This window comes from Pseudarthrobacter sp. NPDC055928 (genome assembly GCF_042270935.1).
In the GTDB taxonomy this organism is placed as follows: Bacteria; Actinomycetota; Actinomycetes; order Actinomycetales; family Micrococcaceae; genus Arthrobacter.
This window is the reverse complement of the sequence record NZ_JBHJZH010000003.1, coordinates 69842-93703: the sequence shown is the minus strand read 5'-3', so window position 1 is coordinate 93703 and position 23862 is coordinate 69842. Positions and strand designations below refer to the sequence as shown.

Genomic DNA, 23862 nt, shown 5'->3' with positions numbered 1-23862 from the left:
CATTGTGTTCAGGGGGGACATTGGTAGCCGCAAAGGTCTCAAACAACGAAGTTTTCACTGATGTTGCTCTGCACCTCCAGGACCTGGTTCTGGGAAATCCGTGCGTGGAGCAGGTGCTGGGGGACTTGGCCGCGTATGCGGCCGGCCGGCTCAGCATTCGGGGCGAGGAAGTATCCTGCGGGATTTGGCTGGTGCGGAGCAGGAAATCCAGCACTGCTGCCGGCAGCGATCCGCCCGCGCGCCACATGGTGCGGGCGGAGGGCAGCTGCGGGCAGGGTCCGGGAGTCTCGGCCAGCGACCACAAGGAAGCAGTACACGTTTCGGACCTGCGGCTGGAGGAGCGCTGGCCCCAGTACACCCGGGCGGTGGCAGGGCAGGGCATCCTGTCCGCCCTGTCCGTGCCCCTGACGCTGGAGAGTCCCAGCCGGGGTGTGCTGAATCTCTACAGCCGCCTGCCCAAGGCGTTCGACGGACCATGTATCGACAGGGCTGAAGCCTTCGCCGAACAGGCGTCGAAGGGCCTGAGGCTGGTGCTGAGGCTTGCGCGGCTGCAGGACACCCGTGACGAGCTGAAGGCCGCGATGGAGTCCAGGACGGTCATCGATCTTGCCACTGGAGCCATCATGGCCAAGCACAAATGCAGCCAACACGCAGCATTCAAGGTCCTCCTGCGAGCCTCGAACACCCGCAACATCAAGCTCCACGATGTGGCATCCCAGGTGGTAGCGACGCTCTCAGGAAACCCCGGAGCCGTCACCCATTTCAACGAATAGCTGCGTTCCCTGCACCAGCCCAACGGGTGCGCGGGACATCGGTGCCCGTCGGAGACGGTCCGGCGCAGTTGCCGCGATGCTGTTCCTGCCGGTTGCTGCGGTGATCTTCGTGAGCCGCCCGCCGGATCCCTTCACTGTGCTGCGTGCCGTCGCAGTGGTGCGGGATTGGGCTCATTGTCATAGCCAACGCCGGCGCGCTCCTGTTCCGCGGCGGCAGCTCATCCAGCCGCTTCGACTAGTTCCAGCCGGTGAAAACACAGAACCCTGAACAGATGGTCCGCGTCTACTGTTTCCCGTATTTCCGGTGGACCGCCTGCTTGCTCACGCCCAGGCACAGCGCGATTGCTTCCCAGGACAGTCCTGCCTGCCGAGCCTTGCGGACCAGGGATGCCTCGGTCCTTCCCACTTCCTTCTGCAGTTCGGCGACCGCGTACAGCGCTTCCGCAGGACCTTTTCCGTCCATTGACGCAACGAGTGTCTTCATTCGCTCCACCTCCATTCGTCAACTTTAGTTGACGAATGGAGGCACGTCAACATATGTTGACGTGCCGTTTGGGGCTTATCGGCTCTGGGCTACGAGATTCTCAGGGCCGCCCGGCACGGGCGCGGCCAGGTCGGACTCCGGAAGGTCCGCGGCCAGCTCGGCGGCTGTGGGCGGATTCGCGCCCGGTCGGCGCACAGTGATGGCTGCCGCCTTCGAGGCCGTCTGCCCGATGGCGGTCAGGACGTCCCGTCCCAGGCCCTCGGTCCGGCGGAAGAGGAGCCCGTAGATCAGCGCCGCCATGTATGAGTCACCGGCGCCGATGGTGTCAGCCACTTTGGACCGGATGGCGGGGATGAAAAGCTGGGTGGCAGGGGTCGCCAACAGGGACCCTTCCCCGCCGCGGGTCACCACCGCCAGCCCGGCACCCAACGTGAGGATCCGTCCGGCGGCGGCCTCGAGGCTGACTCCCGGGTAAAGCCAGGCGGCGTCCTCGTCGCTGAGCTTGACCACGTCTGTCAGGGGAACCAGGTCTTCGAAGATGTTCCGGGCTTCTGCCTGGCTGCCGAGCAGGGCGGGCCGGATGTTTGGATCGTAGGTGACCAGGCACTCACGGTGTGACTGTTCCAGGAGTGCCCGCACCGCCGACGCGCCCGGTGCCAGGAACGTGGCGATGGATCCGGTGTGGAGCACTTTGGGCAGGTGGGCGGGGGCAATGCGCGGCAGGTCCCAGCTGATGTCGAAGTCGTACTCGGCTGAGCCGTCCGCGGCAATGGTTGCCGTGGCGGACCCCGTGCGCGTGGCGTTGTATGAGCCCCGGAGGAGTTCGACGCCGGCGCGCTGCAGGTGCGCCGCGATCGCCTCGCCGCGGGCATCCTGGCCCAGTGACGTCAGCAAGGCCGTGGAAACTCCGAGGCGCCCCAGGCCATAGGCCACGTTCATCGGCGAGCCGCCCGGATGTTCGATGGGGCCAGTGGGGGAGGCGACTACGTCAACGAGTGCTTCGCCGATGACAATGACGTCAGGGGCCGCCGCGGGGGGAGTTGCTGACGTGGGGCTGGGGGAGGTGCTGTGCACGGGGAGCCTTTCATGGGGCCGTCCGCGGGCCTGGTGCAGGCCCGCGGACGGAGGTGGAGATCCATCGGGTTGGGGATGGGATGGGGTGATGAAGGGATTAGTGCTGGATCACGCGGTGGCCGCACCGGTCATGATGGCCACCGCATCGGTCATGGTGTGGGACTGCGGGGTGATGGTGGCTGCGCATTTGCCCAGCCGCTGGATGTGGATCCGGTCCGCCACGTCGAACACGTGCGGCATGTTGTGGCTGATCAGGATGACGGGCAGCCCCCGGTCCCGGAGGTCCCTGACCAGTTGCAGGACCTGGTTGGACTCCCGGACGCCGAGCGCCGCCGTCGGCTCGTCCAGCACAACCACCTTGGACCCGAACGCTGCGGCCCGTGCCACCGCCACGGCCTGGCGCTGGCCGCCGGAGAGGTTCTCCACGGGTACCGTGACGTCCTGCAGCGTGGAGATGCCCAGCCGGGTCAGCTCCTCCTTCGCCTTGCGGCGCATGCCCTTGGTGTCCAGGACGCGGAAGATGCTGCCGAGCGGACCAGCCACGCGTTCCTCCCGGCCCAGGAACAGGTTGGAGGCAACATCGAGCGCCGGTGAGACGGCGAGGTTCTGGTAGACGGTTTCGATCCCGTGGGCGCGGGCGTCCTGCGGGCGCTTAAAGTGGACCGGCTGGCCGGACACCATCAGCTCTCCCGAATCGGGAATCTCGGCCCCGGTGAGGCATTTGATCAGGGTGGACTTGCCGGCGCCGTTATCGCCGATGATCGCCAGGACCTCGCCCGGGTAGAGGTCCAGGCTGACGCCGTCGAGGCCTACCACCCGGCCGAAGGTCTTGACGAGGTTCCTGGCCTGCAGGATGGGCTGGCGGACCTCGGTGCCGGCGGATTCCAGCTGGGACGCGGTCATGACTTCACCTTTCGGATCCACTGGTCGATGGACACAGCGAGGATGATAAGAACGCCCACGGCGAGGGTCTGGTACAGCACGTCCAGGCCCGCAAGGGAGAGTCCGTTGCGGAAGACGCCGACGATCAGCGCGCCCAGGAGGGTTCCCCACACCGAACCGCGCCCGCCGAAGAGGCTGGTTCCACCGATCACGACGGCGGTGATGGAGTCGAGGTTCAGGTCGACGCCGGCGTTGGGGCTGGCTGCGTTGGTGCGGCCGATCTGGATCCAGGCGCCGATGGCCAGCACTGCCCCGGCGGCAAGGTAAACGCTCATGAGGACTTTGTTCACCGCGATGCCGGCCAGGCGGGCGGCTTCTTTGTCATCGCCGACGGCGTAGACGTGCCGGCCCCAGGCGGTTTTGCCCAGGATGAACGCGATGGCGATGTAGAGAAGCAACATCACGACGACGCCGGTGGAGATCCGCACAGGGCCCACCGGGAAGGTGCTTCCTGTCCAGGTCAGCAGGTCCGGCATTGCAGAGCCGCGAACTGTCGCTCCGTTGGAGTAGAGCAGCGTCAGCGCGATGAAGATGTTGAGCGTGCCCAGGGTGACGATGAACGGGGGGAGGCGGAACCTGGTGACCAGGAACCCGTTCAGGGCGCCGGCTGCGAGTCCGACGACCAGGCCTGTGAGCAGCGCAACGGGTGCCGGCAGTCCGTTGTTGACAGCGAGTTGGGCCACGACCATGGAAGAGAGGATCATGACGGCTCCGACGGACAGGTCGATGCCGGCAGTGAGGATGATGAGCGTCTGGGCGATGGCGAGGGTGCCAACGACGGAGACCTGCTGGGTAATCAGGGACAGGTTCTCAACCCGCAGGAACCTGTCATTGAGCAGTCCGAACACAACGACGGCGATGAGCAGGACGAGGGCGGGGCTGACGGCGGGGTAGCGGTGCAGGATATTGCGTATCCGGCTGAGCGGCGTCCTCCGATCGAGGAATTCTTCTGCCAGGTCCGTCTGCTTCCCTGCGGCGGGCGGACCGGCGGTCTGTTGCTGGGTCACGGTTTCTCCTGAGATCGTTCTGCCCTCTTACTTGCCCCAGCAGATGTGGCTGGCCTCGGTCGTGGTGATGCTCTTGACGCCGTCTGCGGGCTTGTCCGTAACCAGCTCAACGCCGGTGTTGAAGAAGTCCAGGCCCTCGGAGTTGGCAGGCTTCTTGCCGGTCTTGGCCAGTTCGACGATGGCTTTGACGCCCATTTCGGCCATCTTGACCGGGTACTGCTGTGCGGTGGCGCCGATGACGCCGGACTTCACGTTGTCCACCCCGGCGCAGCCGCCGTCTACGGAGACAATCAGGACGTCCTTCTCCTTGCCGGCTGACTTCAGGGCTTCATATGCGCCCGCTGCGGCAGGCTCATTGATGGTGTAGACAACGTTGATGTTGGGGTTCTTGGACAGGAGGGTCTCCATGCCGGTACGGCCGCCGTCTTCGGCACCTTGGGATGCCTGGCTGCCAACGATCTCGTATTCGCCGCCCTTGCCGCCGGTGTACTTGCCGGTCTTGGCCTCGTCACCGTTCTTCTTGGCGTCCGCGGTGTCGATGCCGAGTCCGGTCAGGAAGCCCTGGTCGCGGTTGTAGTCAACGGAAACTACCTTGTCGTCGAACAGGTCCAGGAGGGCGATGGTGGCTTTCTTGCCGGCAAGCTGGGTTGCGGTCCACTTGCCGATCAGCTCTCCGGCAGCAAAGTTATCGGTGGCAAAGGTGATGTCCGCGGCGTCGGCGGGGTCCGGCGGGGTATCCAGGGCGATGACAAAGAGTCCGGCGTCCTTGGCCTTCTTCAGGGCGTCCACCACGGACGGGCCGTTGGGGGTGATCAGGATTCCCTTGTCGCCTTTGGAGATAGCGTTTTCGATGGCCTGGATCTGGGTGTCTTCGTCGCCGTCGGCCTTGCCGGCGGCGAGCTTCAGGTCAACGCCGTCTGCCTCCGCTGCCTTCTTCGCGCCTTCCTGCATGGAAACGAAGAACGGGTTGGACGTGGTCTTGACGATCAGCGACACGCCCACCTTTTCGCTGGAGTCGGTGCCAGAGGTGGCTGGGGAATTTCCGCCGCAGGCGGTGAGGCTCAGGGTGCCGAGGGTCAGGACCGCTCCCGCGGCAACCAGGCGGCGGGCGATGGTGCGCGGTGTCTTGGAAGTCAACATTGAATCTCCTGGGTTCGTGGCACATCCCGTGCCTGACAACGATGTCAGGCATCATGTAATCAGCGTCACACGGTAGAGTCAAGGTAAATTCGATGATGAAGGACGAAATCATGACAACGATGTCGAATCGTTATTCGGCAGACCCAGCCAAGAACCGGCCAACGATGCGCCATGTGGCCGCGCTGGCCGGAGTGGGCATCAAGACCGTCTCGCGGGTGATGAACGATGAGCCGGGAGTCTCCGAGGCCACCCGGCAGCGGGTTCTGGGCGCTTCGCAGCAGCTGAACTACCAGTTGGACTTGGCGGCGGGCAGCCTGCGGCGCGCCGGACGCCAGACACTCTCCATGGGGCTGCTACTGCCCAGCGTGGCCAACCCGTTCAGCAGCGAGATCCACCGCGCCATGGAAGACACGCTGGCGGCTCGTGGCATCGCCGTGTTCGCGGCCAGCCTGGACGATGACCCTGAGCGGGAGAAGTCGCTAGTGGCGGCCTTCCTCGGCCGGCGCGTCGATGGCCTTGTACTGACCCCCATTGCCCGCAGCCAGGCCTATGCCATCCCGGAACACTCCAGGGACCTGCCCTTGGTCTTCATTGACCGCGAGCCCGTAGGCATAGAGGCCGACGCCGTGGTGACGGACAACGCCGTCGGCGCGGCGCGGGCGGCTGCGCACCTTATGGCCCACGGCCACACGAAGCTGGCATACCTGGGCGACCGTCCGGACATTCAGACCGCCCGGGAACGCCGGCGTGGCTTCATCGAGGAACTGGGCCGGGCGGGGCTGCCCACCGCCGCTATGCCAGTTCGGGAAGGACTCCACAACGAGGAAACAGCCAGGCAGGCGGCTTTGGAGATCCTCACCGCCGAGAACCCTCCCACGGCGATCTTCTCCAGCCAGAACCTCGTGACGTTCGGCGTCATGCGCGCACTGAAGGAACTTGGCGCCAGCCGCAGCGTGGCATTGGTGGGCTTTGACGACTTCGCCCTGGCGGACATGATGGAGCCAGGCATCACCGTCATTGCGCAGCACCCGGAGCGGATCGGCAAGCTCGCCGCCCAGCGGTTGCTGGCACGCATCGACGGCGACGAGCAGCCGCCCCAGACCTATGTTGTACCGTCCGAACTCATCCAGCGCGGCTCCGGCGAACTCCCGCCGCCCGCCGGCTGAACCGACCAGGCCCAATCATCAGCAGATCCAGAGAATCCAGAAATCCAGAGGGGACAACCATGACAAAGACGCTCTACGCCGAATTCACCGTCAAGCCCGGCAGCGAAGACCGGGTGGCGGAGATGATGCGCCAGTTGACTGCGGAAGTACGGCGGGAACCGGGGAACCAGCTGTTCCTGCCGTATACCCGGGAAACAAATCCGCGTGAGTACTTCGTGTTCGAGGTCTACGAGGACGACGCCGCCTTCCAGGAACACATCAGCGCAGATTACGGCGCCCGGTTCAATGGCGAGCTCGCGGACTTGATCGAAGAGGACGGCTCCGTACTGACTTGGCTCCAGCCGGTCCACTGACCACCCGCGCCACTTATTTCCCGCGCTATAGACGCCAAAACCCGGGCTTGTCCGCAACTCCGAACCGTTATGGCAAGGAACTGCGAACAAGCCCGGGACTGGAGAGCCGGGACGGCGCAGGCTACTGCTGGCGGTCCTTGACCGGCTTCGCCACAGTGCTGAACATCGACTGCGCCAGCGGTGTCACGGTGACCGATTTCAATTGCGCCGTGCCGCCGTCGGCAAAGAGCGCCACTTGGTTGGCGCCTGCCGCAGGGAACACCTGGTCCGTGATGGTCCGCTGCCCGCCCTGGGTGAAGACCTCCACCGAAGACCTGTCGAGGTACACCCGGAGGGTCACGGTGCCGTCAGCGTCCAGGGTTACGGGCGCAGAGTCCACCGACGTGAACAGTGGGTGGAAGCCGGTGTCTCCCGAATTCTGCCGGTCCACGTACACCTCGCCGGTGGTCCGGTCGTAGCCGATCACCGTGGCGGCGTTGCCGTTCCCCAGCACGGTGATTCCGGCACGGGACGCTGTGCCCGGTGCGAGGGTAACGTCGATCCTCTGGACCTGGCCCCAGGCGGCCGCGGGAAGCGTAGTGGTGCCAGGCGTGATGTCCCGGGCCCGCTTCTCGGCGTAGCTTGGCTTGGAGGCAAGGTCATCCACCTGCTTGACGGCCTTCTGGGTGAGGCGTGGCCCGTCCGCAGTCTGGGTCAGCGCCACTTCCCTGGGCAGTGACATGGCACTGCGCCATGGTGACGTAGGGATGGCCTGCGCGTAATCCCAGTTGTTCATCCAGCCCAGCATGATGCGCTTGTCCTGGGGCATGTTGGCGAAGGAAACCGACGCGTAGTAGTCCCGGCCGTAGTCCAGCCAGTCGTACGTCTGGATCCGAGGGGTGGCTGCCTGCTCCGACGCCACGAACTCATCTGCCAGGATGTGGCCCCAGCCAAACCGGTTGTTGTCCACCACCCTGATGCTGGCCTGCCGGCCCTTGAATTCGGCGACGTTCCACGAGGCCCAGTCCAGGACCTCGCTGTTTGCGCCTGTGGCTGTCCGGACCACCTGGCCGTCCACCACCAGGTTTACGGTGGTCTCGTCGGACCGCGGCACTGCGGCCTGGTCCGTGAGCATCACGTGGTCCAACGTCAGGTGGCCCCAGCCGCCCGTGGCCTGGTCCACGACCCGCAGCTGGGCCTCCTGTCCGGCGAACTCCGCAACATCCCAGCCCTTCCAGTTCAGGGCGCCGGAATCATCCCCGGCCAGGCTGCGCACCACGTTGCCGCCCACCAGCAGCTGGACCTCCAATTGCTGGCCGGAGCCTGCGGCCCGGTGCCCGCCGCCCACCAGCATGCTCATGAAGTTCCGGGAGAGCGTGAACGACGGCGACGTCATGGTTCCCTGCCTGTCGTCACCGGGTGCGCCGCCAGTCTCAAACGTGTTGATCCGCTTGGCGCCTATAAAGAAGTCGCCGCCGGAGGTAGCGGGTTGGAAAGTCGGTGCCAGGTCGCCCGTGCCGGACCACCCGGCGTCGGCCATTGATGTTCCGTCCGGAACCTCGAAGCCGTCGAACAGCAGGTCGCCGGCCGGCGGGGTGTTGTCCAGCTTGTCCGAGACGCGGGGGTGTTGGCCGCCGCCCACGAGGAAATTCAGGTAATCGCTGGCGACGGTGAACTGAGGCGATTCGGCGGTGCCGAGGGGCCAGTCGCCGTCGTTGAAGGAGTTGATCAGCCCCGCCCCGGCAAAGCCGCTTACCGTGTTTTGTCCCGGCAGCGAGCCGGCCGCGGGTGCATCTCCGAACGGGCCGTTCTTCCAGTTGCCGGGCTCATTGGCTACCGTCCAGCCATCGTAGGTGCCGTTGTTGAACCCTGCCAGCGGAGTCCCGGCGGGCAGCGTGTCGCTGCCCTTGGTGGTCTCGGAAGTGAAGGTGGTGCCGTCGAAATTACCCACAAAGTACTGCCCGGCCGATCCGCCAGCCACGCCTCCGGGATTGATGTTGACCACCATGACCCATTTGATGTTGGAGGGGTCGCCGTCCACGGCCAGGGGGAAGAGGTCCGGGCATTCCCAGAGCCCGCCCGTGGCGTTCGCAGGCCCGAACTCGCTCAGGAGTGTCCAGTCCTTGAGGTTGCCGGATTTGTACAGCAGGACCTTGTGCTCCATGGCTTCGACGGCGGCCATTACCCAGTAGCCGCCGCCATCTGGCGTGCTGTACCAAAAGACCTTGGGATCGCGGAAGTTTGCCGAGTTGCGGTTCAGCACCGGGTTGGCGTCGTACTTGGTCCACGTCTGCCCGTCGTCAACGCTGTAGGCCAGCGACTGCGCCTGCAGGCCTGCATGGGGCGAGCCCGGCTTGTAGGCGCTGGTATAGACGGCCACCAGCGGCGGGTTCTCCGCGGTTCCGAACCCCGAGGTGTTGTCCTTATCCACCACGACGCTCCCGGAGAAGATGTCCTGCTGGTCATCGGTGGCGATGGCCAGCGGCTGTTCCTTCCAGTGCGTCAGGTCGGTGGAGGTGGCATGCCCCCAGGACATGTTGCCCCACGTATTTCCCGACGGGTTGTGCTGGTAGTACAGGTGGTAGACGCCCTTGTGGAAGACCATTCCGTTGGGATCGTTCATCCAGTTCTGTTGCGGTGTGTAGTGGTAAGCGGGCCTGTGCTGCTCGCCGCCGAGGGGCGTTTCTGAGCCCCAGGCCGGAACCGATCCGGCGAGTGCTGCGGCGAGGCTGAGGCCTGCCAGGGTAAGTGTCGAACAGGTACGGACCGTCCGGGATTTATTGATCTGCATGGATAGGGGCTGCCCTTCATCGCGCGTGCCTAGTTAATAGACAACGTTGTCAGTGTCAGGAACGGTAGGGGATGTCCACCAGACAAGTCAACGGTTCGAAGCGGCGTTGGAGCACTCGGCGGCAGCCCCTGCAATAATCGGAACCAACAGTTTTGCGCGGGGGCTGTTCGGCTCCCGTGTGGCAGGAATCAATGTAAGTTCGGGCCCATTACACCAGGCGAGGCGGACATCCATGAAGGCTCCAGACCAGCAGTACGCGCAATTCTCCGGAACGCCGGGTCCCCCCGGCGGCGGTGAGGCGGCTGGTCCCGGGCCGGTGGATCAGCACCTCTTGCAGCGGCTCGCGGACGCACACGGCGTAGGGACGTCGTTCCACGGCTGGGACGGACTGCCGCACAGCGTCGCGCCCGAGACCCTGATCAAGGTCCTGGCGGCGCTGGGGGTGCCGGCGCATTCAGACGAACTGATTGAGGCAGCACTGGCGGAGGCGGAATTGGCGCCATGGCGCCGGATGCTGCCGCCCGCCGTCGTGGTTCAACAGGGTGAAGCCGCGCAGGTTGCCGTCCACGTCCGGGACGGAGCCACTGCCCGCCTGCATGTGGAGTTGGAGACTGGAACGGGCGAGCCAGTGGACGCCGTCCAACAGGACATCTGGGTGCCTCCGCGGGAGGTGGACGGTGTGCCCACGGGGCGCGCAACGTTCGCAGTGCCGGAAGGGCTGCCGCTGGGCTGGCACACGCTGCATGCAGAGTCCGACGGCGTTACGGCCCAGGGTGCGCTGGTGGTGGTTCCGGCGCGGCTCACCACAGCCGAGCCCTTGCTTGAGCGGCGTGGCTGGGGCCTGGCGACTCAGCTGTATTCAGTGCGCTCCAAACGATCTTGGGGGATCGGCGACTTCGCGGATTTGGCCGATCTGGCCACGCTCAGCGGTGCTCGCGGAGCGGACTATGTGCTGGTCAATCCGTTGCATGCCGCAGAGCCGGTCCCGCCGGTCCAACCTTCGCCGTACTCTCCGTCCACGCGCCGGTTCTTCAATCCGCTCTACATCCGGGTGGAGGATATCCCCGAGCTTGCCTACCTGAAACCGCGAAAGCGCGCCACGGTGGACCGGCTTCAGGAGCAGGTCCACGGCTTGAACAGGGACGCTGAGCGGCTTGATCGAAACGCCGTGTACGCTGCCAAACTCCAGGCCCTGGAGCTGCTTTACCATGCCCGGCGCGCACCAGCGCGGCAGGCGGCGTTCGAGGAATTCTGCCGGATCTCCGGCCAGGGCCTGGACGACTTCGCGCTCTGGTCCGCCATCCGGGAGGACCTGGCGCCGGACGACCCCCTCTGGACCGACCCGGACTGCGCGCTGGGATCCCCGGAAGCCGAGGCACTGAGGGAAAAGCTGGCCGACCGGATCGGCTTCCATCGCTGGCTGCAATGGATCTGCGATGAACAGCTGGAGAACGCGCAACAGGCGGCACGCCGGGCCGGGATGCGGCTGGGCGTGGTCCACGACCTCGCCGTCGGCGTCGACCTGAGCAGCGCAGACGCCTGGACGCTGCGCGGTGTCCTGGCGCCCGGGATCAGCGTGGGTGCGCCGCCGGACATGTACAACCAGCTGGGGCAGGACTGGAACCAGCCGCCGTGGCATCCCGGACGGCTGGCGGAGGCCGGCTACGCACCCTTCCGGGACATGCTTACTACGGTGCTTCGGCACGCGGGCGGCATCCGTGTGGACCACGTGCTGGGCCTTTTCCGGCTGTGGTGGGTCCCGGCCGGCAACTCGCCGCGTGACGGCGCCTACGTCACGTACGACCACAACGCACTGATCGGCATCCTCGCCCTGGAAGCCCAGCGCGCCGGGGCCGTGGTGATCGGCGAGGACCTCGGGACGTTTGAGCCGTGGGTGCGTGACTACCTTGCCGCCCGCGGCATCCTTGGCACGTCCATCCTGTGGTTTGAGAACGACGGCGACTCCCCCCTGCCGCCGGAAAGGTACCGCACGCAGGCCCTCGCCAGCGTCAACACCCACGACCTGCCGCCCACTGCCGGCTATCTGGCTGGCCACCATGTGGCGCTGCGGAGCAGGCTGGGCCTGCTCGAACGCTCCGAGGCTGAGGAACTGGCCGACCACACGGCCACGCTGGAAAAGATGATGGGCCTGCTGCGTGAACGCGGACTGCTGCCGGAAGGTACTGAAAGGGCAGGGGGCGGCGCCGGCGAAGCGGGCAGCGGAGTGGGCGGCCACGGCTCCGAGGAGCGCACCATCGAGGCGCTGCACCGCCTGCTGGCCCAGTCGCCGTCGGTCCTGCTCGGCGTTGCCCTCGTGGACGCAGTAGGGGAGCGGCGCGTGCAGAACCAGCCCGGTACCACTGAAGCCCTGTACCCGAACTGGCAGGTCCCGCTGGGCGGTCCGGACGGAAAACCGGTGTTCATCGACGACCTTCCCGCCAACCCGCGGTTCAACGCCTTGCTGGCTGCTGTCTCGGAGGCCCTCTCATGACTGGTGGACCAGTCCTTGTAGTGGGTGGTACCGGCATGCTGGGGAGCCAGGTTGTCTCGGAGCTGCTCAAACGCGGCAAGCCGGTGCGGGCGCTGGTGCGTCCCGGATCGGACGCCTCCCGGCTCGAAGCCGCCGGAGTGGAGATCGCCCGGGGCGACATGCTGGACGCGTGGTCGTTGCTGCGGGCGATGGAGGGCGCCCACGCTGTGATCACCTCGGCCGCGGGCTACACCCGGCACCGCAAGGGCGACACCCCCAAAACCGACACCGTTGGCAACACCAACCTGGTGGAGGCCGCCAGCCGCACGGGCGTCCGGCGCTTCGTGCTCACCAGCATCCTCACTTGCGACCAGACCCCGCAGGTTCCACACTTCTGGCACAAGAAGCTGACGGAAGACCGGCTGGAGGCACTGGGTGTGCCGTTTGTGGCGCTCCGGCCCGGCGCGTTCCTGGACCAGGTCACGCGGTTCGGCGGCGACCCCTTCAGCAAGGGCCGGCTGAGGTGGATGGGGTCTCCCCAGGTCCCGCTGACCTTTGTGCTCACGTCCGATCTCGCCGGCTATCTTGCGGAGGCGGTCGACCTTCCGGACCTGGACGGCCGGCGTATCGACATCGGCTGGGACAGGCCGGTGGGGATGCAGGACGTTGCCGACATCGCCGGGCGGCTCACCGGCAAAGCCCTCACGGTCCGCTCCGTCCCCGCGGGGGTAGTCCGGGCGGCGGGGACCCTGCTGGGGCCGGTCAGCCCCATGGTCAAGGACCTGTCGGCCATGATCTCGTGGTTCCAGACCGGCCGTTACGTCGCGGACACCACCCTTCAGCGGCAGTTCTTCGGCGAGCCGCCCACTGCCGAACTCGCCATCCGGCGGTTTGTCACGGGCCTGGGGCAAAAAGTACGCCCCTAGGCCCGTGACAAAGCCAGACCCGTGACCCGCCTAGCTCGCGGCGAGCAGGTGGGTGAAGTGGTCGTACCGGAAGGTGACCGGGCCGCCGTCGTGCGTGTAGGAGATATTGCCGCCGTTGGGCACCCCGCCGGCCCCGTAATTCACGCCCCAGTCACGGTCCAGCGCCGCCTTGAACTCATATGTACCGGCCGGCAGGGCCGGCACGGACAGCTTCCACACCAGCGTTGCCGGGTCCAGCGTCAACTGGGCCTGGTCGCAGGCAGGATCCCAGTCGGCGGCGCACCCGAGTTCGGTGTCCAGGCTGCCCGCGATGGCCACCGCGCCCGGCTGTTGTGAGGCGTAGACGGCGGTGAGGATGTGGGTGCTGTTGTCGTAGCGGAACGTTACCGGCCCACCGGGGTGGTCCAGCACAATGTTGGCTCCGTTGAGGACGCCGCCAGCGCCGTAGTTCACGTCCCAGTTACCATTGAGCGCGGCCTTGTACTCGTACTTGCCAGCTGGCAGGTCAACCGTCAGCCGCCAGATTTTGTCCGCCGGGTCCAAGGTCATCATGGCCTGCGGGCAGGCAGGATCCCACTCGCCGCAGCCCATCTGCAGGTTCAGGTTCCCGGCAACAGTCACCGAGTCAGGCTGCGGGGCCTCACCCACCACCACGGAACGCGGTTCGCTGACCACACTGAAACCAGGCCCGGTCATGCTGGCGCGGTACTGCACCTGGGTGCCGTCTTCCAGCTTCGAAACATCGTCCGTCACTGAATAGACAGGTGATGAGTCGTCTGAGCCCACAGCTGTCCAGTCGCCGCCGGACACGCTGCGCTCGAAGGACACCACATGGCTGGCTTTTTCCGGATCGGCTGTGGCGCTGAGTTCCACGGAACCCTCCACGCTGCTGCCTTCAACGGGCTTCTGCATAGCCAGGATCGGAGCAGGAACCGCGGCCGTGCGGGACTGGCTGGTGGCCGAGTGGCCGCCGTTGTCCAGCACGGTGGCACGGTACTCAAGCGGGGTCCCGGCATCCAGGGCAGCTACGTCATGGAACACCTGGTAGGGAGCCGTGTCATCCGTGCCGATCGGGGCCCAGTCGCCGCCCGCCGTTTTCGCCTCGAAGGTGACCTCATAGAACGAAGTACCGCCGACGTCGGCCGTTACCTTGATCCGGCCGTTGTCAGCGGGTGCCGCGGCAGGTTCCTGGAGTTCGACGGCGGGGGCTGCCTTGGAGTGCGGAAGGCGGCCCGAGGACTGGTAGACCACGGCGGAGAGTGGCGGGACAGTGACCGTCAGCTTCCCGTCCGCGGAGGTTTTCACCTCGGCGGTGCCGTCACCGTAGATCTTCGTGTAGTTGCGCTTGCCGATGTAGGTGGGGACGTCCGCCGTCTGCGGCTGCTCGCTGTTGTTCAGGGCCACCACGTATTCGCGCTGGTCTTCCGCATCCGTCCGGGAGAAGGCGTAGATTCCGGGCCCGTCCGAGGCCAACCGGTGCTGGTGGGCGCCGTCGCGCAGGGCCGGGTGTTCCTTGGTCAGGGCCGCGAGCTGGCCGATCTTGGAATAGAGCGGGTGGCCGGTGTTGAAGTTGTCGGTCGCATGGGTGGCGTTGGTGCCCAACAGGTCATCGTCGAGGTACTCCGGAACCTGGCTGGCAAAGAGCGTCTGCCGGGCGTCCTGGTCCCCGCCCGGGCCGGTGAAGCCCTGCTCGTCGCCGTAGTAGATGACCGGGTTGCCGCGGGAGAAGTACATCAGCTCGTGGGCCAGTTGGTCGCGGGCTACCTGCTCCGTGTCGGTTGCTCCGGGGTTGTCCGCGGCGATGAAGCTGCCAATGCGGCCCATGTCGTGGTTGCCCAGGAAGGTGGGCAGTTGGTAGACGTTGGAATCGGCGTCCGTGTACCAGTCATCGCCTGCGAAGAAGGTCTCCAGGGCGCGCGTGTCCTGGCTCTTGGACGCGAAGTTCCTGGCGGCGTCCTGGAAGGGGAAGTCCAGCACGGCCTGCATCTCGTTGCGGGTGGTGAACTGGGAGGTAAAGCTCTTGGTGGTGTCAAAGACTTCGCCGAACATAAAGAACTCGTCCTTGCCCTGTGCCTTGGCGTAGTTGAGGACTTCCGGGCCGAATTCCTGCCAGAATTCGTTGTTGACGTGCTTCATGGTGTCGATCCGGAAGCCGTCCACCCCGAAGTCGCCGATCCAGGTCTTGTAGATATCTTCCATGCCGTCCACCACAGCCGGATGCTCGGTGAAGAGGTCGTCCAGGCCGAAGAAGTCGCCGTAGTAGGAGTCTTCGCCCACGAAGGTGGTGTCTCCGCGGTTGTGGTACAGCGTGGGATCGTTCAGCCAGTTTGGGACTTTCAGGTTTTCTTCCGCGGGGTCCAGCACGGGAACATAGGGAAACGACGTGCCTGCACTGAGTTCCGGGAAGTCGTCCGAGCCCGCGAAGTCGCGGTCGTCGAATTCCGTGCCCGCCGCCGTCTTGTACGGTTCAGTGTCTTTGGAGACGTAGGGGCGCCGGGCGCCGTCCTCGTAGCCGATGACATCCGCCGTGTGGTTGGTGATGATGTCGAAGTACACTTTCATGCCCCGGGAGTGCGCCTCGTCGATCAGCGCCTGCAGTTCTTCATTGGTGCCCAGGTGGGGATCGATCTGGGTGAAGTCGGTGACCCAGTAGCCGTGGTAGCCGGCCGATTTGTCCTCGGGCTGGACTGCTTTGTTCTTGAAGCTGGGGGTCAGCCAGATGGAAGTGGTGCCCAGGCCTTGGATGTAGTCGATCTTGTCCAGCAGGCCGGCCAGGTCCCCGCCGTTGTAGAAGCCCTTCTTGGTGGGGTCGAAACCGGACACCATGGGGTCGGTGCCCAGGCCGCCGTCGTCATTGGCCGTATCCCCGTTACTGAAACGGTCGGCCATCACGAAGTAGAAGTTTTCGTCCGTCACCGGCGCGCGTAGTGAGTGACGGGCCGACGACGACTCCGGATTTTTGGGACCGGGCGCGGCGTTGGCAGGGAGCACCGCACTTGCGACGGCGACGGCCGCGGCCAGAAGGCCGGCTGCAGCACGGAAAGGTGTGGTGCGCGGGAGCGTTTTGCCGTGGGGAGTACTGCGGGTTCGGCTGGCTGGTTTGAGGCGTGGGGTGGAGCCTCTGGGGGTGCGGGAATTCACGTCAGGAGACCTTCCTGGTAGCGGCGTTGCTGTGCAGGGCCCTGCTCGCGCGGGGCGCAATAACAGGGTGGTGGTCCGACAGCCAGGAGTCGGGCTGTGAACCAAGTCACAACTGTAAGCGCTTGCACTGAATAAATCCAGTGTTTAGCGAATGCCCTTTTGGTCTAGTTTGAAGGCACCAACGCGGTGGGCGACGGGGTCTGCAGGTTGTGGATCAGGGGACCGGGAAGCCCTGTGGCAGGGTCCAGGGCGAACGTGGCGATGTTGTCTGACCGCTCGTGGGCCACATGCAGCCAGCGTCCCCGGACCAGGTGGTGCCGCGGCCAGTTTCCGCCGCTGGCCACGTCCTTGACCGGCGACAGATCGGTGCCGTCCGACCCGACCCGCAGGACGCCGATCACGTTGGAGCCGCGCACGCCCACATAAGCGTGATTTCCGTCCTGGTCGAGGCAGATTTCTGCCGCAGAGTCCTCCGCCCTGCTTCCGCCGGCGGTTGCCGGACCGCGGTTGATCAGCTCAAACGTCCCGGCGTCTGCCTTGACCACAAAGACTTCGATGGAGTACTCAGACACCACAAAGACGCTTCCACTGCGGTGCTGCACCAAGTGGCGGGGGCCGCTGCCGAAGGGGAGGGCCACCTCGTGGTCCGCGATCAGCCCGGCGCCGGGCTCGTACCGCCAGATGCGCAGGCTGTCATGTCCCAGGTCCGTGGTCATGACGCGTCCATCGGCCAAGATCAGGCTGGCATGGGCGCGGCTCTGACGGGGTTGCCCCGGCGTGAGGCTGCCATGGGGATCGACCGAAGGCGCGGCCGGAAACCGCCCGGTCATCCCGCCGTCGTGATCCAGTTCGTAGAGCAGCACCTGGCCGTCGCCCCAGCATGCGGCGATGAGGAAGCGGCCCAGTGGGTCCACTGCGACGTGGCACGTGGATTCCCCGGCAGGCTGCGGATCACCGAAGGGTTCCAGGCCGAACTCTCCGCTACGGCGGAAGGCCTGCACCATCCGGCGCTGCTCGGCAACGGCGTAGACCACCGGCAACGTGGGGTGCACGGCAATGAACGACGGCGAATCGGCCTTGACCGCCGTCCCCTTCCATTCGAGCGTCCCGTCCGGGTGGGCAGCGAGGGCGCCGATGCCCTCTGCCCGGCCGCCGCCGTCGGCGGTGTAGGTGCCGGTCCAGATCAGGGTCTGCTGCTTCGAGGAAGTCATGGGTTCCATCCTGCCAAGATTTTGGCTCGTGCAGCGGGATTGGGACGTCGGTTAGCATGGAATTTCCAGTCCAGGCAGAAGGAGGTGAGTCCGATTCCCGCTTCATCAGTTTCGGGTACTCCCTCACCCTGCCGTCCGGACCGCCAGGTTTAGATGACGCGCGGAGTGCCCATCGGCTCACCGAAAGGCGTTCCCATGCCAGCTCCTGAACTACATTCTGACCTTCTGACCTTCGCCACTATTGTGCCCCGGCTGCGCGCCGCCGGCTGTGTTTTCGCTGAAGATGAGGCGCTTCTGCTCCTGTCCGAAGCGTCCGGGCCCGCTGAACTATCCGAGTGGGTGGATCGGCGCGTTACCGGATCGCCGTTGGAATACATCCTGGGCTGGGCCGAGTTTTGCGGACTTCGGATAGCCGTTGAGCCGGGCGTTTTTGTGCCACGCCGGCGCACTGGGCTGCTTGTTTCGGAGGCGGTGGCCATCCTGCGGGAAAGCCCCACGCCACCGGCAGCCTCTTGGCCCGGAGTTGTGGTCGATCTGTGCTGCGGGTCCGGGGCTGTCGGCGTCGCGATTGCCTCCCAGGTCCCCGGTGTGGAACTGCACGCCGCGGACATTGATGCGGTCGCCGTGCGGTGCGGCCGCCGGAACGTCGCGAGGGTAGGCGGGCTGATCCACCAGGGCGACCTGTACGCAGCGCTCCCTTCCACGCTCCACGGACGCGTGCAGCTCTTGGCCGTAAACGCTCCATATGTTCCCACGGGCGCGCTCCGGACTATGCCACCCGAAGCCCGGGAGTACGAGCCGCGCGTCTCACTCGACGGCGGCGCCGACGGATTGGACCTCCACCGACGGGTGATATTGGAGGCTGCGCAGTGGCTGGCGCCGGAGGGCCGCCTCCTGATTGAAACGAGCGAGCCCCAGGCGGCGGGGACTGCCGGGATCATGGCTGCTGCGGGGTTTGCAGCGCGGACTGTCCATGCGGAGGAACTCGACGGCACGGTAGTCATCGGCACCGCCCTGGCCGCTTGTGCCAGGCAGCCGCTCTAGGTATTGGGCGTGCTGAGCCGTTCCGTCCTCACGGATAAGGCGGGATGGCTCACAATTTTGTGGCGGCCCCACTCATATCTGGCAAACGGGCCACCTAATGGTCCTATTCGCTCTTAGCGTCGTTGTGGGGAGTGCAGCCCCGGATGGCACGCCCGCAATATCAGCCCCCCTGAGGTGCCGGGTGTGTGACTGCGTCGGGACCGGCCCGGCAAAGTCGGTGGCCGGCCAGGCCCCTTGGCCGGCCGCCGTATCCGTGAGTCGCTAGCTAATTTTCACTGCCGGGCCTGGCTCGGGTACAACCGTCCCGACGGACAAGGATGCCAGAAGGATCCCAACGTTCATCACCAGTGCGGCCAGGCTGACAAGGATGGCTATTTGGTAGCCGCGCTGACCGGTGCCGCGCAGACCAGCCAAGGCCCACACCAGCACGTCGCGGAAGCCGTCTGTGGCATAGATTTTCACAGCACTCATTCAGCCCTTTGGCGAGTCTTCACTAAATGTTCCCCGGCGGTCGCGCGGCCACTCCGTTGCACGGGGCTGCGGATGCGCGGACGATGAATGCATGAGCGGAAAAATCGAGCCTGGTAAGCACGGGACCCGGGAGCCAATGAGCGGTACCGGGAGCCCATCCCGACGCCGCACGTGGACCATCGCAGCGGTCGTTGCCGCAGTAGGACTGGTGATTGGGCTTGTGGTGTTCAAGCCGTGGCTGCTCTTTGTGGATGTGAGGGTGGACGAACAGCTCCCCATCGTGGCCAGCGCTCCGGCCCAAGCTGAACCAACCCCGCCTACGCCGCTAACATCCACGCCAGGCACCGCTTCAACAGCCACCCCGACGCCGACACCCACTTCGGCAGGCCCCGTGCAGCTTGCCATAGGTACTCTGATCAGCCATGAGCACACGACCACGGGAACTGTCCGGATCATCCAGCAGGCGGATGGTGCACGGGTGCTGACGCTGGAAAACCTGGATACGTCCAACGGTCCGGATGTGCACGTCTGGCTTAGCGCAGCGCACGTGGTGGAGGGGACCGCAGGGTGGTTTACTGCCGGCTCGGCCGACTATTACGACCTCGGCCTTATTAAAGGAAACCAAGGCAATCAGGTGTACCAGATTCCCGCTGAAGTGGACCTGTCGAAGTACCCGGCAGTTGACCTGTGGTGTGTCCAGTTCAGCGTCTCATTCGGGGCTGCGGAGCTGGTCACCTGAACCCGATGGCGCCAGGCCGCTAAACGCCGCCGGCCGCCGCGTCCCCCAAGGATCGCGACGGCCAGCAAGGTCAATCAGTTTTAGCACAGGTCCTGCCTGCGCATGCTGCCAGGAGCAGGCGCGGGCGTAACCTTTCGTTCGGAAGCCCGGGATCAGTCCCGCTTGGGATCCACGTTGGTGGCCGCACCCGCGGGGGTTGCGCCGCCTTCGTCAGACCAGTCCTGGCCCGTCGAGTCGTTCAGGGCAGGGTCCGAATCAACATCGGACGTGCCCAGGTTCACGGTTTCCGGGTGCGTGCTGTGAGCCGGGACGTGGTCGGCGGCGCCTGAGGCAGCTGGGGAGGTGCCGGCGTCGGACGCCTTTTCCTTGCCGTTACCGGACGCTGTGTCGTGATGCATGGCTGACCCGATGACCGTGCCCGCGCGGCGGGCGGCTTCACCCAGCTGGTCTGCCACTTCCGGAGCCTTTTCCTTGATGGCTTCCGTGGCAGCCGCGACCTTGTCCTGGACGGGCTTGCTGTCCCAAAGTGCCGCAGCGCGGGCCTTCAGCTTGTCATAGGCCGCCCGGCCGGACCGCGATCCCAGGACGTAGCCTGCGGCGATTCCAACACCCAAAAGAAGTTTGTTTTTCATGATGAACTCCTGCTCCGTGAGAAGGTTTTCAATCCGGTCCAGTGGCCGGGGGAAAGAAAACCGGCCCGGGGAGGTTCTCCCCAGGCCGGTTTCCTGGCTGGTGCCCGCAGCTAGCTACGGACGCTGCGCTTGGTGATCATGCCGTAGACGAGCAGCACGATGACCGCTCCGCCGATGGCCAGCAGCCAGGTCTGCAGCGAGAAGAACTCCTGCAGGCCGGTGCCGAAAATCATGCCGCCCAGCCAGCCGCCGAGGAATGCTCCTACGACGCCCAGGAGCAAGGTGATGAAAATGCCGCCACCCTGCTTGCCCGGGAGGATCGCCTTAGCGATCGCACCAGCAATAAGGCCGAGAATCAGAAATGCCAAAAAACCCATTTTGTCGTTCCTCTTCCTTCATAAAGGAGGTACCCGGATCCCGGGGACGCTTAACCCTTCTGCCCCAATAGTAATCATGCTTACTATCGATTTGCCAACCCCGCTGCTCGGGAAAGGGCTGTTCAGGTGGCCTTTAGTGCCCCGATACGTCCGAATCATTTCCCGCGCCAGGACCCTCGTCCAAGATGCTCATTTCCGCTAGATCCTGCGGATCCAAGGCGAAATCAAACACGTCCAGGTTCTCCCTCATCCGCCCCGGATCGCCCGATTTTGGAATGACCACAAGTCCGTTCTGAATGTGCCATCGCAACACCAGCTGCCCGGGTGTTTTGTCGTACTTTTCGCCCAGTTGGGAGAGTAACGGGGCGTCCAGGAGGCTAGCCCCGGAACCGCCCAGCGGGCTGTAGGATTCCGTGACAATCCCGTGCCTGGCGTGGAATTCCCGCTCGGCCACGCGGGTGATTGCCGGGCTGAGCTGGATCTGGTTCACCGCAGGTACAACGTCCGTCTCGGCGAACAGCCGTTCCAAGTGGGCGGGCTTGAAGTTCGAGACCCCGATGGACCGGGCTTTTCCCTCAGCCTGCAGCCGTTCGAACGTCTTCCAGGTGGAAATGTACTCATCACGTGCAGGAAGTGGCCAGTGGATCAGCAGCAGATCCACGTAGTCCAGCTTCATCCGCCGCAGGGAGCCCTCCAGTCCTTCAACGGCCCTGTCCTGCCCTTGGAACTGGCCGTCCAGCTTGGTGGTGACGAAGATTTCGCTTCGATCCACCCCGCTGGCCCGGATACCGTTGCCCACGCCTTCCTCGTTGCCGTATTTCACGGCGGTGTCGATGTGCCGGTACCCGGCTTCCACGGCGCTGACGACGGCGGCAGCCACCTGGTCGTCGTCCAGGGGCCAGGTGCTGAGCCCCAGCTGCGGGATGCTGTAACCGTCATTGAGCTTGATGAGCGGTGAAAGTGTCATTTCAACAGTCTCTCTTGCTTTGGCCTTCCTAGCCCTTGAATGCCCGGAGAATATTTCCGGCGCCAGGACGTGCCCCGTGACTTCTCCCCGCCCCGCGGTCTAATCCCCCACGCGATTCGAGGGGAAATGACCGTACCGCGGGGAGAAGTTGCGTGCGACGCACCGACTCACGCTCACCCCGAGGCGCGGGCCCAGCCGGTTAGCCGGTCACTCAGGTCCATGAACTGCTGGTCAACGGCCTGCAGCTCAGGGTGCGCGTCATACCAGGCCACAATCTCCCGAGCTCCATCCGCGAACGGAATCGTGGCGGCGTAGTCCGGGACCAAGGACTTGATCTTCGTGTTGTCGAAAACCACGGAATGGGACCGGTCGCCCAGCAGGTTCGCCCCCAGCTCGGCGCTGTGGGCGGCGATGGTTTCCGAGGCCACGTGGACCAGCTCAGGCTCGGCCACACCGGCCGCCCGGGCGAACAGTCCGTAGATCTGGTTCCACGGCAGGTATTCGTCAGAAGTGATGGTGTAGCTCTCGCCCACGGCCTGGGGCCGGCCCAGCAGCCCCACGAAGGCCTTGGCGAAGTCGCGGCTGTGGGTGAGGGTCCACAGTGACGTACCGTCTCCGTGCACCATCACCGGCAGCCCGGCGCGCATCCGGTGCACGTCCGTCCAGCCGCCTACCATGGCGATCTTGGTGCGGTCGTACGTGTGGGATGGCCGCACCACCGTCAGCGGGAAGTCCTCTGAGCGGTAAGCCTCGTACAAGAGGTCCTCGCACGCGATCTTGTCGCGCGAATACTGCCAGAACGGGTTTTTCAGCGGAGTGGACTCCAGGATAGGCAGCCGGGTGGGCGGCTTCTGGTACGCCGACGCCGAGCTGATAAACACATACTGTCCGGTCCGGCCGCGAAACAGTTCCATGCTGGCCCGCGCCTGGTCCGGGGTGAAGGCAATAAAGTCCGCGACGGCGTCGAACTCCCGTCCGCCCAGCACGTCCCGAACGGCTGACGCGTCACGCACGTCCGCGTGCAGGACCTCGGCGCCGTTCGGCACCGGCCGGCCCGTCTGGCGGCCGCGGTTGAGGATGGTCAGCCGGTGCCCCAGCGCGACGGCGCGTTCTGCCGCCGCCGCGCTGATGACTCCTGTACCGCCAATGAAGAGGATGCTCCTCGGCGCCACAGTGTCGGCTTCCTGTACGAGTGGGGTCACCACGCGTAGTCTTCCGGGGCGGTGCGGTGCCCCGGGAAGATGCCATCGAGCCGTTTGAGGGCGTCGGAGTCGAGCGTGACCTCCAAAGCCCGGATGGCGGCGTCGAGCTGTTCCTGCGTGCGCGGCCCAACGATCGGGGCGGTGACGGCAGGCTGGTGCAGCAGCCAGGCAAGGGCAATGTCGCCGGGGGCGTGGCCCAGGTCATCGGCAAAGTCCTCGTACTGCTGGATCTGGTCCTGGTGTTTCTTCAGGGTTTCCAGTGCCCGGCCCTCGGCGCGGCGGACCCCCTGTTCCTGCTTCTTCAGGACACCGCCCAGGAGGCCACCCTGCAACGGTGACCATGGGATAAGGCCCAGTCCGTACTGCTGCGCGGCCGGAATGACCTCGAGCTCCACCTCGCGGCGGAAGAGGTTGTAGATGGACTGCTCGCTTACCAGGCCTGTGTAGTTTCGGCGGCGGGCAGCTTCCTGTGCCTGGGCGATGTGCCAGCCGGCGAAGTTGCTGCTGCCGGAGTACAGGATCTTGCCTTGCTGGACGGCAACCTCAATAGCCTGCCAGATCTCGTCCCACGGCGTGTCCCGGTCGATGTGGTGGAACTGGTAAACGTCGATGTAGTCCGTCTGCAGGCGCTTCAGGCTCGCATCCAGCGCCCGCCGGATGTTCAGCGCCGAGAGCTTGGACTCGTTGGGGCGGTCCGTCATGGTGCCGTAGAGCTTGGTGGCCAGGACGGTCCGTTCACGGCGCTCGCCGCCCTGCGCGAACCAACGGCCGATGATCTCTTCGGTCCAGCCGCGGTGCCCTGTGCCGCCGTAGACATTGGCGGTGTCGAAGAAGTTGATGCCGGAGTCCAGCGCCGAGTCCATGATGGAGTGCGCGTCGGCTTCCTCGGTCTGGGGTCCGAAGTTCATGGTGCCCAGGCAGAGGCGGGAAACCTTCAGGCCGGAGCGGCCAAGGTGGGTGTACTGCATTGTGG

General features: G+C 65.4%; 21 protein-coding genes. 7 read left to right on the top strand and 14 right to left on the bottom strand.

Features of this window, described 5'->3' with window-relative positions; genetic code table 11:
* Positions 1-20 precede the first annotated feature (20 nt).
* Positions 21-773, top strand: a complete 753-nt coding sequence (locus ACFC25_RS05640; RefSeq protein ID WP_376044417.1) for a GAF and ANTAR domain-containing protein — start codon at positions 21-23, stop codon at positions 771-773.
* Positions 774-1056: 283 nt separating this feature from the next.
* On the opposite strand, the gene ACFC25_RS05635 is transcribed toward ACFC25_RS05640, so the two are convergent.
* The 5 genes from ACFC25_RS05635 to ACFC25_RS05615 all read right to left on the bottom strand — a co-directional run bounded on the left by ACFC25_RS05635 (position 1057) and on the right by ACFC25_RS05615 (position 5420).
* Positions 1057-1272, bottom strand: a complete 216-nt coding sequence (locus tag ACFC25_RS05635) for a transcriptional regulator (protein ID WP_104174334.1) — start codon at positions 1270-1272, stop codon at positions 1057-1059.
* Positions 1273-1332: 60 nt separating this feature from the next.
* Complete coding sequence (locus tag ACFC25_RS05630; RefSeq protein WP_376044416.1) at positions 1333-2331, bottom strand: carbohydrate kinase; 999 nt, start codon at positions 2329-2331, stop codon at positions 1333-1335.
* Positions 2332-2439: 108 nt separating this feature from the next.
* Positions 2440-3234, bottom strand: coding sequence for an ATP-binding cassette domain-containing protein (locus ACFC25_RS05625; RefSeq protein ID WP_337345527.1), 795 nt, complete (start codon positions 3232-3234; stop codon positions 2440-2442).
* The gene (locus tag ACFC25_RS05620; protein WP_337345528.1) at positions 3231-4280 is read right to left on the bottom strand and encodes an ABC transporter permease; all 1050 of its coding nucleotides are present in this window, start codon (positions 4278-4280) and stop codon (positions 3231-3233) included. The genes ACFC25_RS05625 and ACFC25_RS05620 overlap by 4 nt, the downstream gene beginning before the upstream one ends.
* Positions 4281-4307: 27 nt before the next feature.
* Positions 4308-5420 carry a substrate-binding domain-containing protein gene (locus tag ACFC25_RS05615; protein WP_376044415.1) on the bottom strand — a complete coding sequence of 371 codons (1113 nt, stop codon included), beginning with the start codon at positions 5418-5420 and terminating at the stop codon, positions 4308-4310.
* Between the two features lie 164 nt (positions 5421-5584).
* On the opposite strand from ACFC25_RS05615, the gene ACFC25_RS05610 reads away from it, so the two are divergent.
* Both ACFC25_RS05610 and ACFC25_RS05605 read left to right on the top strand, forming a co-directional pair.
* Entirely contained in the window at positions 5585-6586 is a 1002-nt protein-coding gene (locus tag ACFC25_RS05610; protein WP_337350776.1) for a LacI family DNA-binding transcriptional regulator, read from the top strand.
* Positions 6587-6645: 59 nt separating this feature from the next.
* Positions 6646-6939, top strand: a complete 294-nt coding sequence (locus tag ACFC25_RS05605) for a putative quinol monooxygenase (RefSeq protein ID WP_337345530.1) — start codon at positions 6646-6648, stop codon at positions 6937-6939.
* A gap of 121 nt (positions 6940-7060) precedes the next feature.
* On the opposite strand, the gene ACFC25_RS05600 is transcribed toward ACFC25_RS05605, so the two are convergent.
* Positions 7061-9709 carry a GH32 C-terminal domain-containing protein gene (locus ACFC25_RS05600; protein ID WP_376044414.1) on the bottom strand — a complete coding sequence of 883 codons (2649 nt, stop codon included), beginning with the start codon at positions 9707-9709 and terminating at the stop codon, positions 7061-7063.
* Positions 9710-9941: 232 nt separating this feature from the next.
* Here ACFC25_RS05600 and malQ point away from each other — a divergent pair, with 232 nt between their 5' ends.
* On the top strand, positions 9942-12200 hold the full coding sequence (gene malQ / locus ACFC25_RS05595; protein WP_376044413.1) for a 4-alpha-glucanotransferase: 2259 nt from the start codon (positions 9942-9944) through the stop codon (positions 12198-12200).
* The gene (locus tag ACFC25_RS05590) at positions 12197-13105 is read left to right on the top strand and encodes an SDR family oxidoreductase (protein WP_376044412.1); all 909 of its coding nucleotides are present in this window, start codon (positions 12197-12199) and stop codon (positions 13103-13105) included. The genes malQ and ACFC25_RS05590 overlap by 4 nt, the downstream gene beginning before the upstream one ends.
* A 30-nt stretch (positions 13106-13135) precedes the next feature.
* Here the strand turns inward: ACFC25_RS05590 and ACFC25_RS05585 are convergent, their stop codons facing one another.
* On the bottom strand, positions 13136-16126 hold the full coding sequence (locus ACFC25_RS05585; RefSeq protein ID WP_376044546.1) for an alpha-amylase family glycosyl hydrolase: 2991 nt from the start codon (positions 16124-16126) through the stop codon (positions 13136-13138).
* 284 nt (positions 16127-16410) lie between these two features.
* A complete protein-coding gene (locus tag ACFC25_RS05580) occupies positions 16411-17457 on the bottom strand; it encodes a lactonase family protein (protein WP_376044411.1) in 1047 nt (348 codons plus the stop codon).
* Between the two features lie 195 nt (positions 17458-17652).
* Between ACFC25_RS05580 and ACFC25_RS05575 the strand changes: the two genes are divergently transcribed.
* On the top strand, positions 17653-18501 hold the full coding sequence (locus ACFC25_RS05575; protein ID WP_376044410.1) for a putative protein N(5)-glutamine methyltransferase: 849 nt from the start codon (positions 17653-17655) through the stop codon (positions 18499-18501).
* Positions 18502-18762: 261 nt separating this feature from the next.
* On the opposite strand, the gene ACFC25_RS05570 is transcribed toward ACFC25_RS05575, so the two are convergent.
* Positions 18763-18972 carry a hypothetical protein gene (locus tag ACFC25_RS05570; RefSeq protein WP_376044409.1) on the bottom strand — a complete coding sequence of 70 codons (210 nt, stop codon included), beginning with the start codon at positions 18970-18972 and terminating at the stop codon, positions 18763-18765.
* A 91-nt stretch (positions 18973-19063) separates the two neighbouring features.
* Between ACFC25_RS05570 and ACFC25_RS05565 the strand changes: the two genes are divergently transcribed.
* Complete coding sequence (locus ACFC25_RS05565; RefSeq protein ID WP_376044408.1) at positions 19064-19711, top strand: DM13 domain-containing protein; 648 nt, start codon at positions 19064-19066, stop codon at positions 19709-19711.
* A gap of 152 nt (positions 19712-19863) precedes the next feature.
* On the opposite strand, the gene ACFC25_RS05560 is transcribed toward ACFC25_RS05565, so the two are convergent.
* The 5 genes from ACFC25_RS05560 to ACFC25_RS05540 form a co-directional block, all read right to left on the bottom strand.
* Positions 19864-20343: a hypothetical protein gene (locus ACFC25_RS05560; RefSeq protein ID WP_337345537.1), complete on the bottom strand. Its 480-nt coding sequence runs from the start codon at positions 20341-20343 to the stop codon at positions 19864-19866.
* 110 nt (positions 20344-20453) lie between these two features.
* A complete protein-coding gene (locus ACFC25_RS05555) occupies positions 20454-20720 on the bottom strand; it encodes a GlsB/YeaQ/YmgE family stress response membrane protein (protein ID WP_337345538.1) in 267 nt (88 codons plus the stop codon).
* A 133-nt stretch (positions 20721-20853) separates the two neighbouring features.
* A complete protein-coding gene (locus ACFC25_RS05550; protein WP_376044407.1) occupies positions 20854-21687 on the bottom strand; it encodes an aldo/keto reductase in 834 nt (277 codons plus the stop codon).
* Positions 21688-21860: 173 nt separating this feature from the next.
* Entirely contained in the window at positions 21861-22892 is a 1032-nt protein-coding gene (locus tag ACFC25_RS05545; protein WP_376044406.1) for an NAD-dependent epimerase/dehydratase family protein, read from the bottom strand.
* Positions 22886-23857, bottom strand: coding sequence for an aldo/keto reductase (locus tag ACFC25_RS05540; RefSeq protein ID WP_376044405.1), 972 nt, complete (start codon positions 23855-23857; stop codon positions 22886-22888). The genes ACFC25_RS05545 and ACFC25_RS05540 overlap by 7 nt, the downstream gene beginning before the upstream one ends.
* Positions 23858-23862 lie beyond the last annotated feature (5 nt).

Excerpts from the sequence above, each read along its gene's own strand:
- ACFC25_RS05570 (WP_376044409.1), bottom strand. The coding sequence starts at position 18,972 with ATGAGTGCTGTGAAAATCTATGCCACAGACGGCTTCCGCGACGTGCTG.
- ACFC25_RS05625 (WP_337345527.1), bottom strand. The coding sequence starts at position 3,234 with ATGACCGCGTCCCAGCTGGAATCCGCCGGCACCGAGGTCCGCCAGCCC.
- ACFC25_RS05635 (WP_104174334.1), bottom strand. The coding sequence starts at position 1,272 with ATGGAGGTGGAGCGAATGAAGACACTCGTTGCGTCAATGGACGGAAAA.
- ACFC25_RS05605 (WP_337345530.1), top strand. The coding sequence starts at position 6,646 with ATGACAAAGACGCTCTACGCCGAATTCACCGTCAAGCCCGGCAGCGAA.
- ACFC25_RS05565 (WP_376044408.1), top strand. The coding sequence starts at position 19,064 with ATGAGCGGAAAAATCGAGCCTGGTAAGCACGGGACCCGGGAGCCAATG.
- ACFC25_RS05575 (WP_376044410.1), top strand. The coding sequence starts at position 17,653 with ATGCCAGCTCCTGAACTACATTCTGACCTTCTGACCTTCGCCACTATT.
- ACFC25_RS05590 (WP_376044412.1), top strand. The coding sequence starts at position 12,197 with ATGACTGGTGGACCAGTCCTTGTAGTGGGTGGTACCGGCATGCTGGGG.
- ACFC25_RS05555 (WP_337345538.1), bottom strand. The coding sequence starts at position 20,720 with ATGGGTTTTTTGGCATTTCTGATTCTCGGCCTTATTGCTGGTGCGATC.
- ACFC25_RS05615 (WP_376044415.1), bottom strand. The coding sequence starts at position 5,420 with ATGTTGACTTCCAAGACACCGCGCACCATCGCCCGCCGCCTGGTTGCC.
- ACFC25_RS05600 (WP_376044414.1), bottom strand. The coding sequence starts at position 9,709 with ATGCAGATCAATAAATCCCGGACGGTCCGTACCTGTTCGACACTTACC.
- ACFC25_RS05550 (WP_376044407.1), bottom strand. The coding sequence starts at position 21,687 with ATGACACTTTCACCGCTCATCAAGCTCAATGACGGTTACAGCATCCCG.
- ACFC25_RS05560 (WP_337345537.1), bottom strand. The coding sequence starts at position 20,343 with ATGAAAAACAAACTTCTTTTGGGTGTTGGAATCGCCGCAGGCTACGTC.
- ACFC25_RS05580 (WP_376044411.1), bottom strand. The coding sequence starts at position 17,457 with ATGACTTCCTCGAAGCAGCAGACCCTGATCTGGACCGGCACCTACACC.
- ACFC25_RS05540 (WP_376044405.1), bottom strand. The coding sequence starts at position 23,857 with ATGCAGTACACCCACCTTGGCCGCTCCGGCCTGAAGGTTTCCCGCCTC.
- malQ (WP_376044413.1), top strand. The coding sequence starts at position 9,942 with ATGAAGGCTCCAGACCAGCAGTACGCGCAATTCTCCGGAACGCCGGGT.
- ACFC25_RS05610 (WP_337350776.1), top strand. The coding sequence starts at position 5,585 with ATGCGCCATGTGGCCGCGCTGGCCGGAGTGGGCATCAAGACCGTCTCG.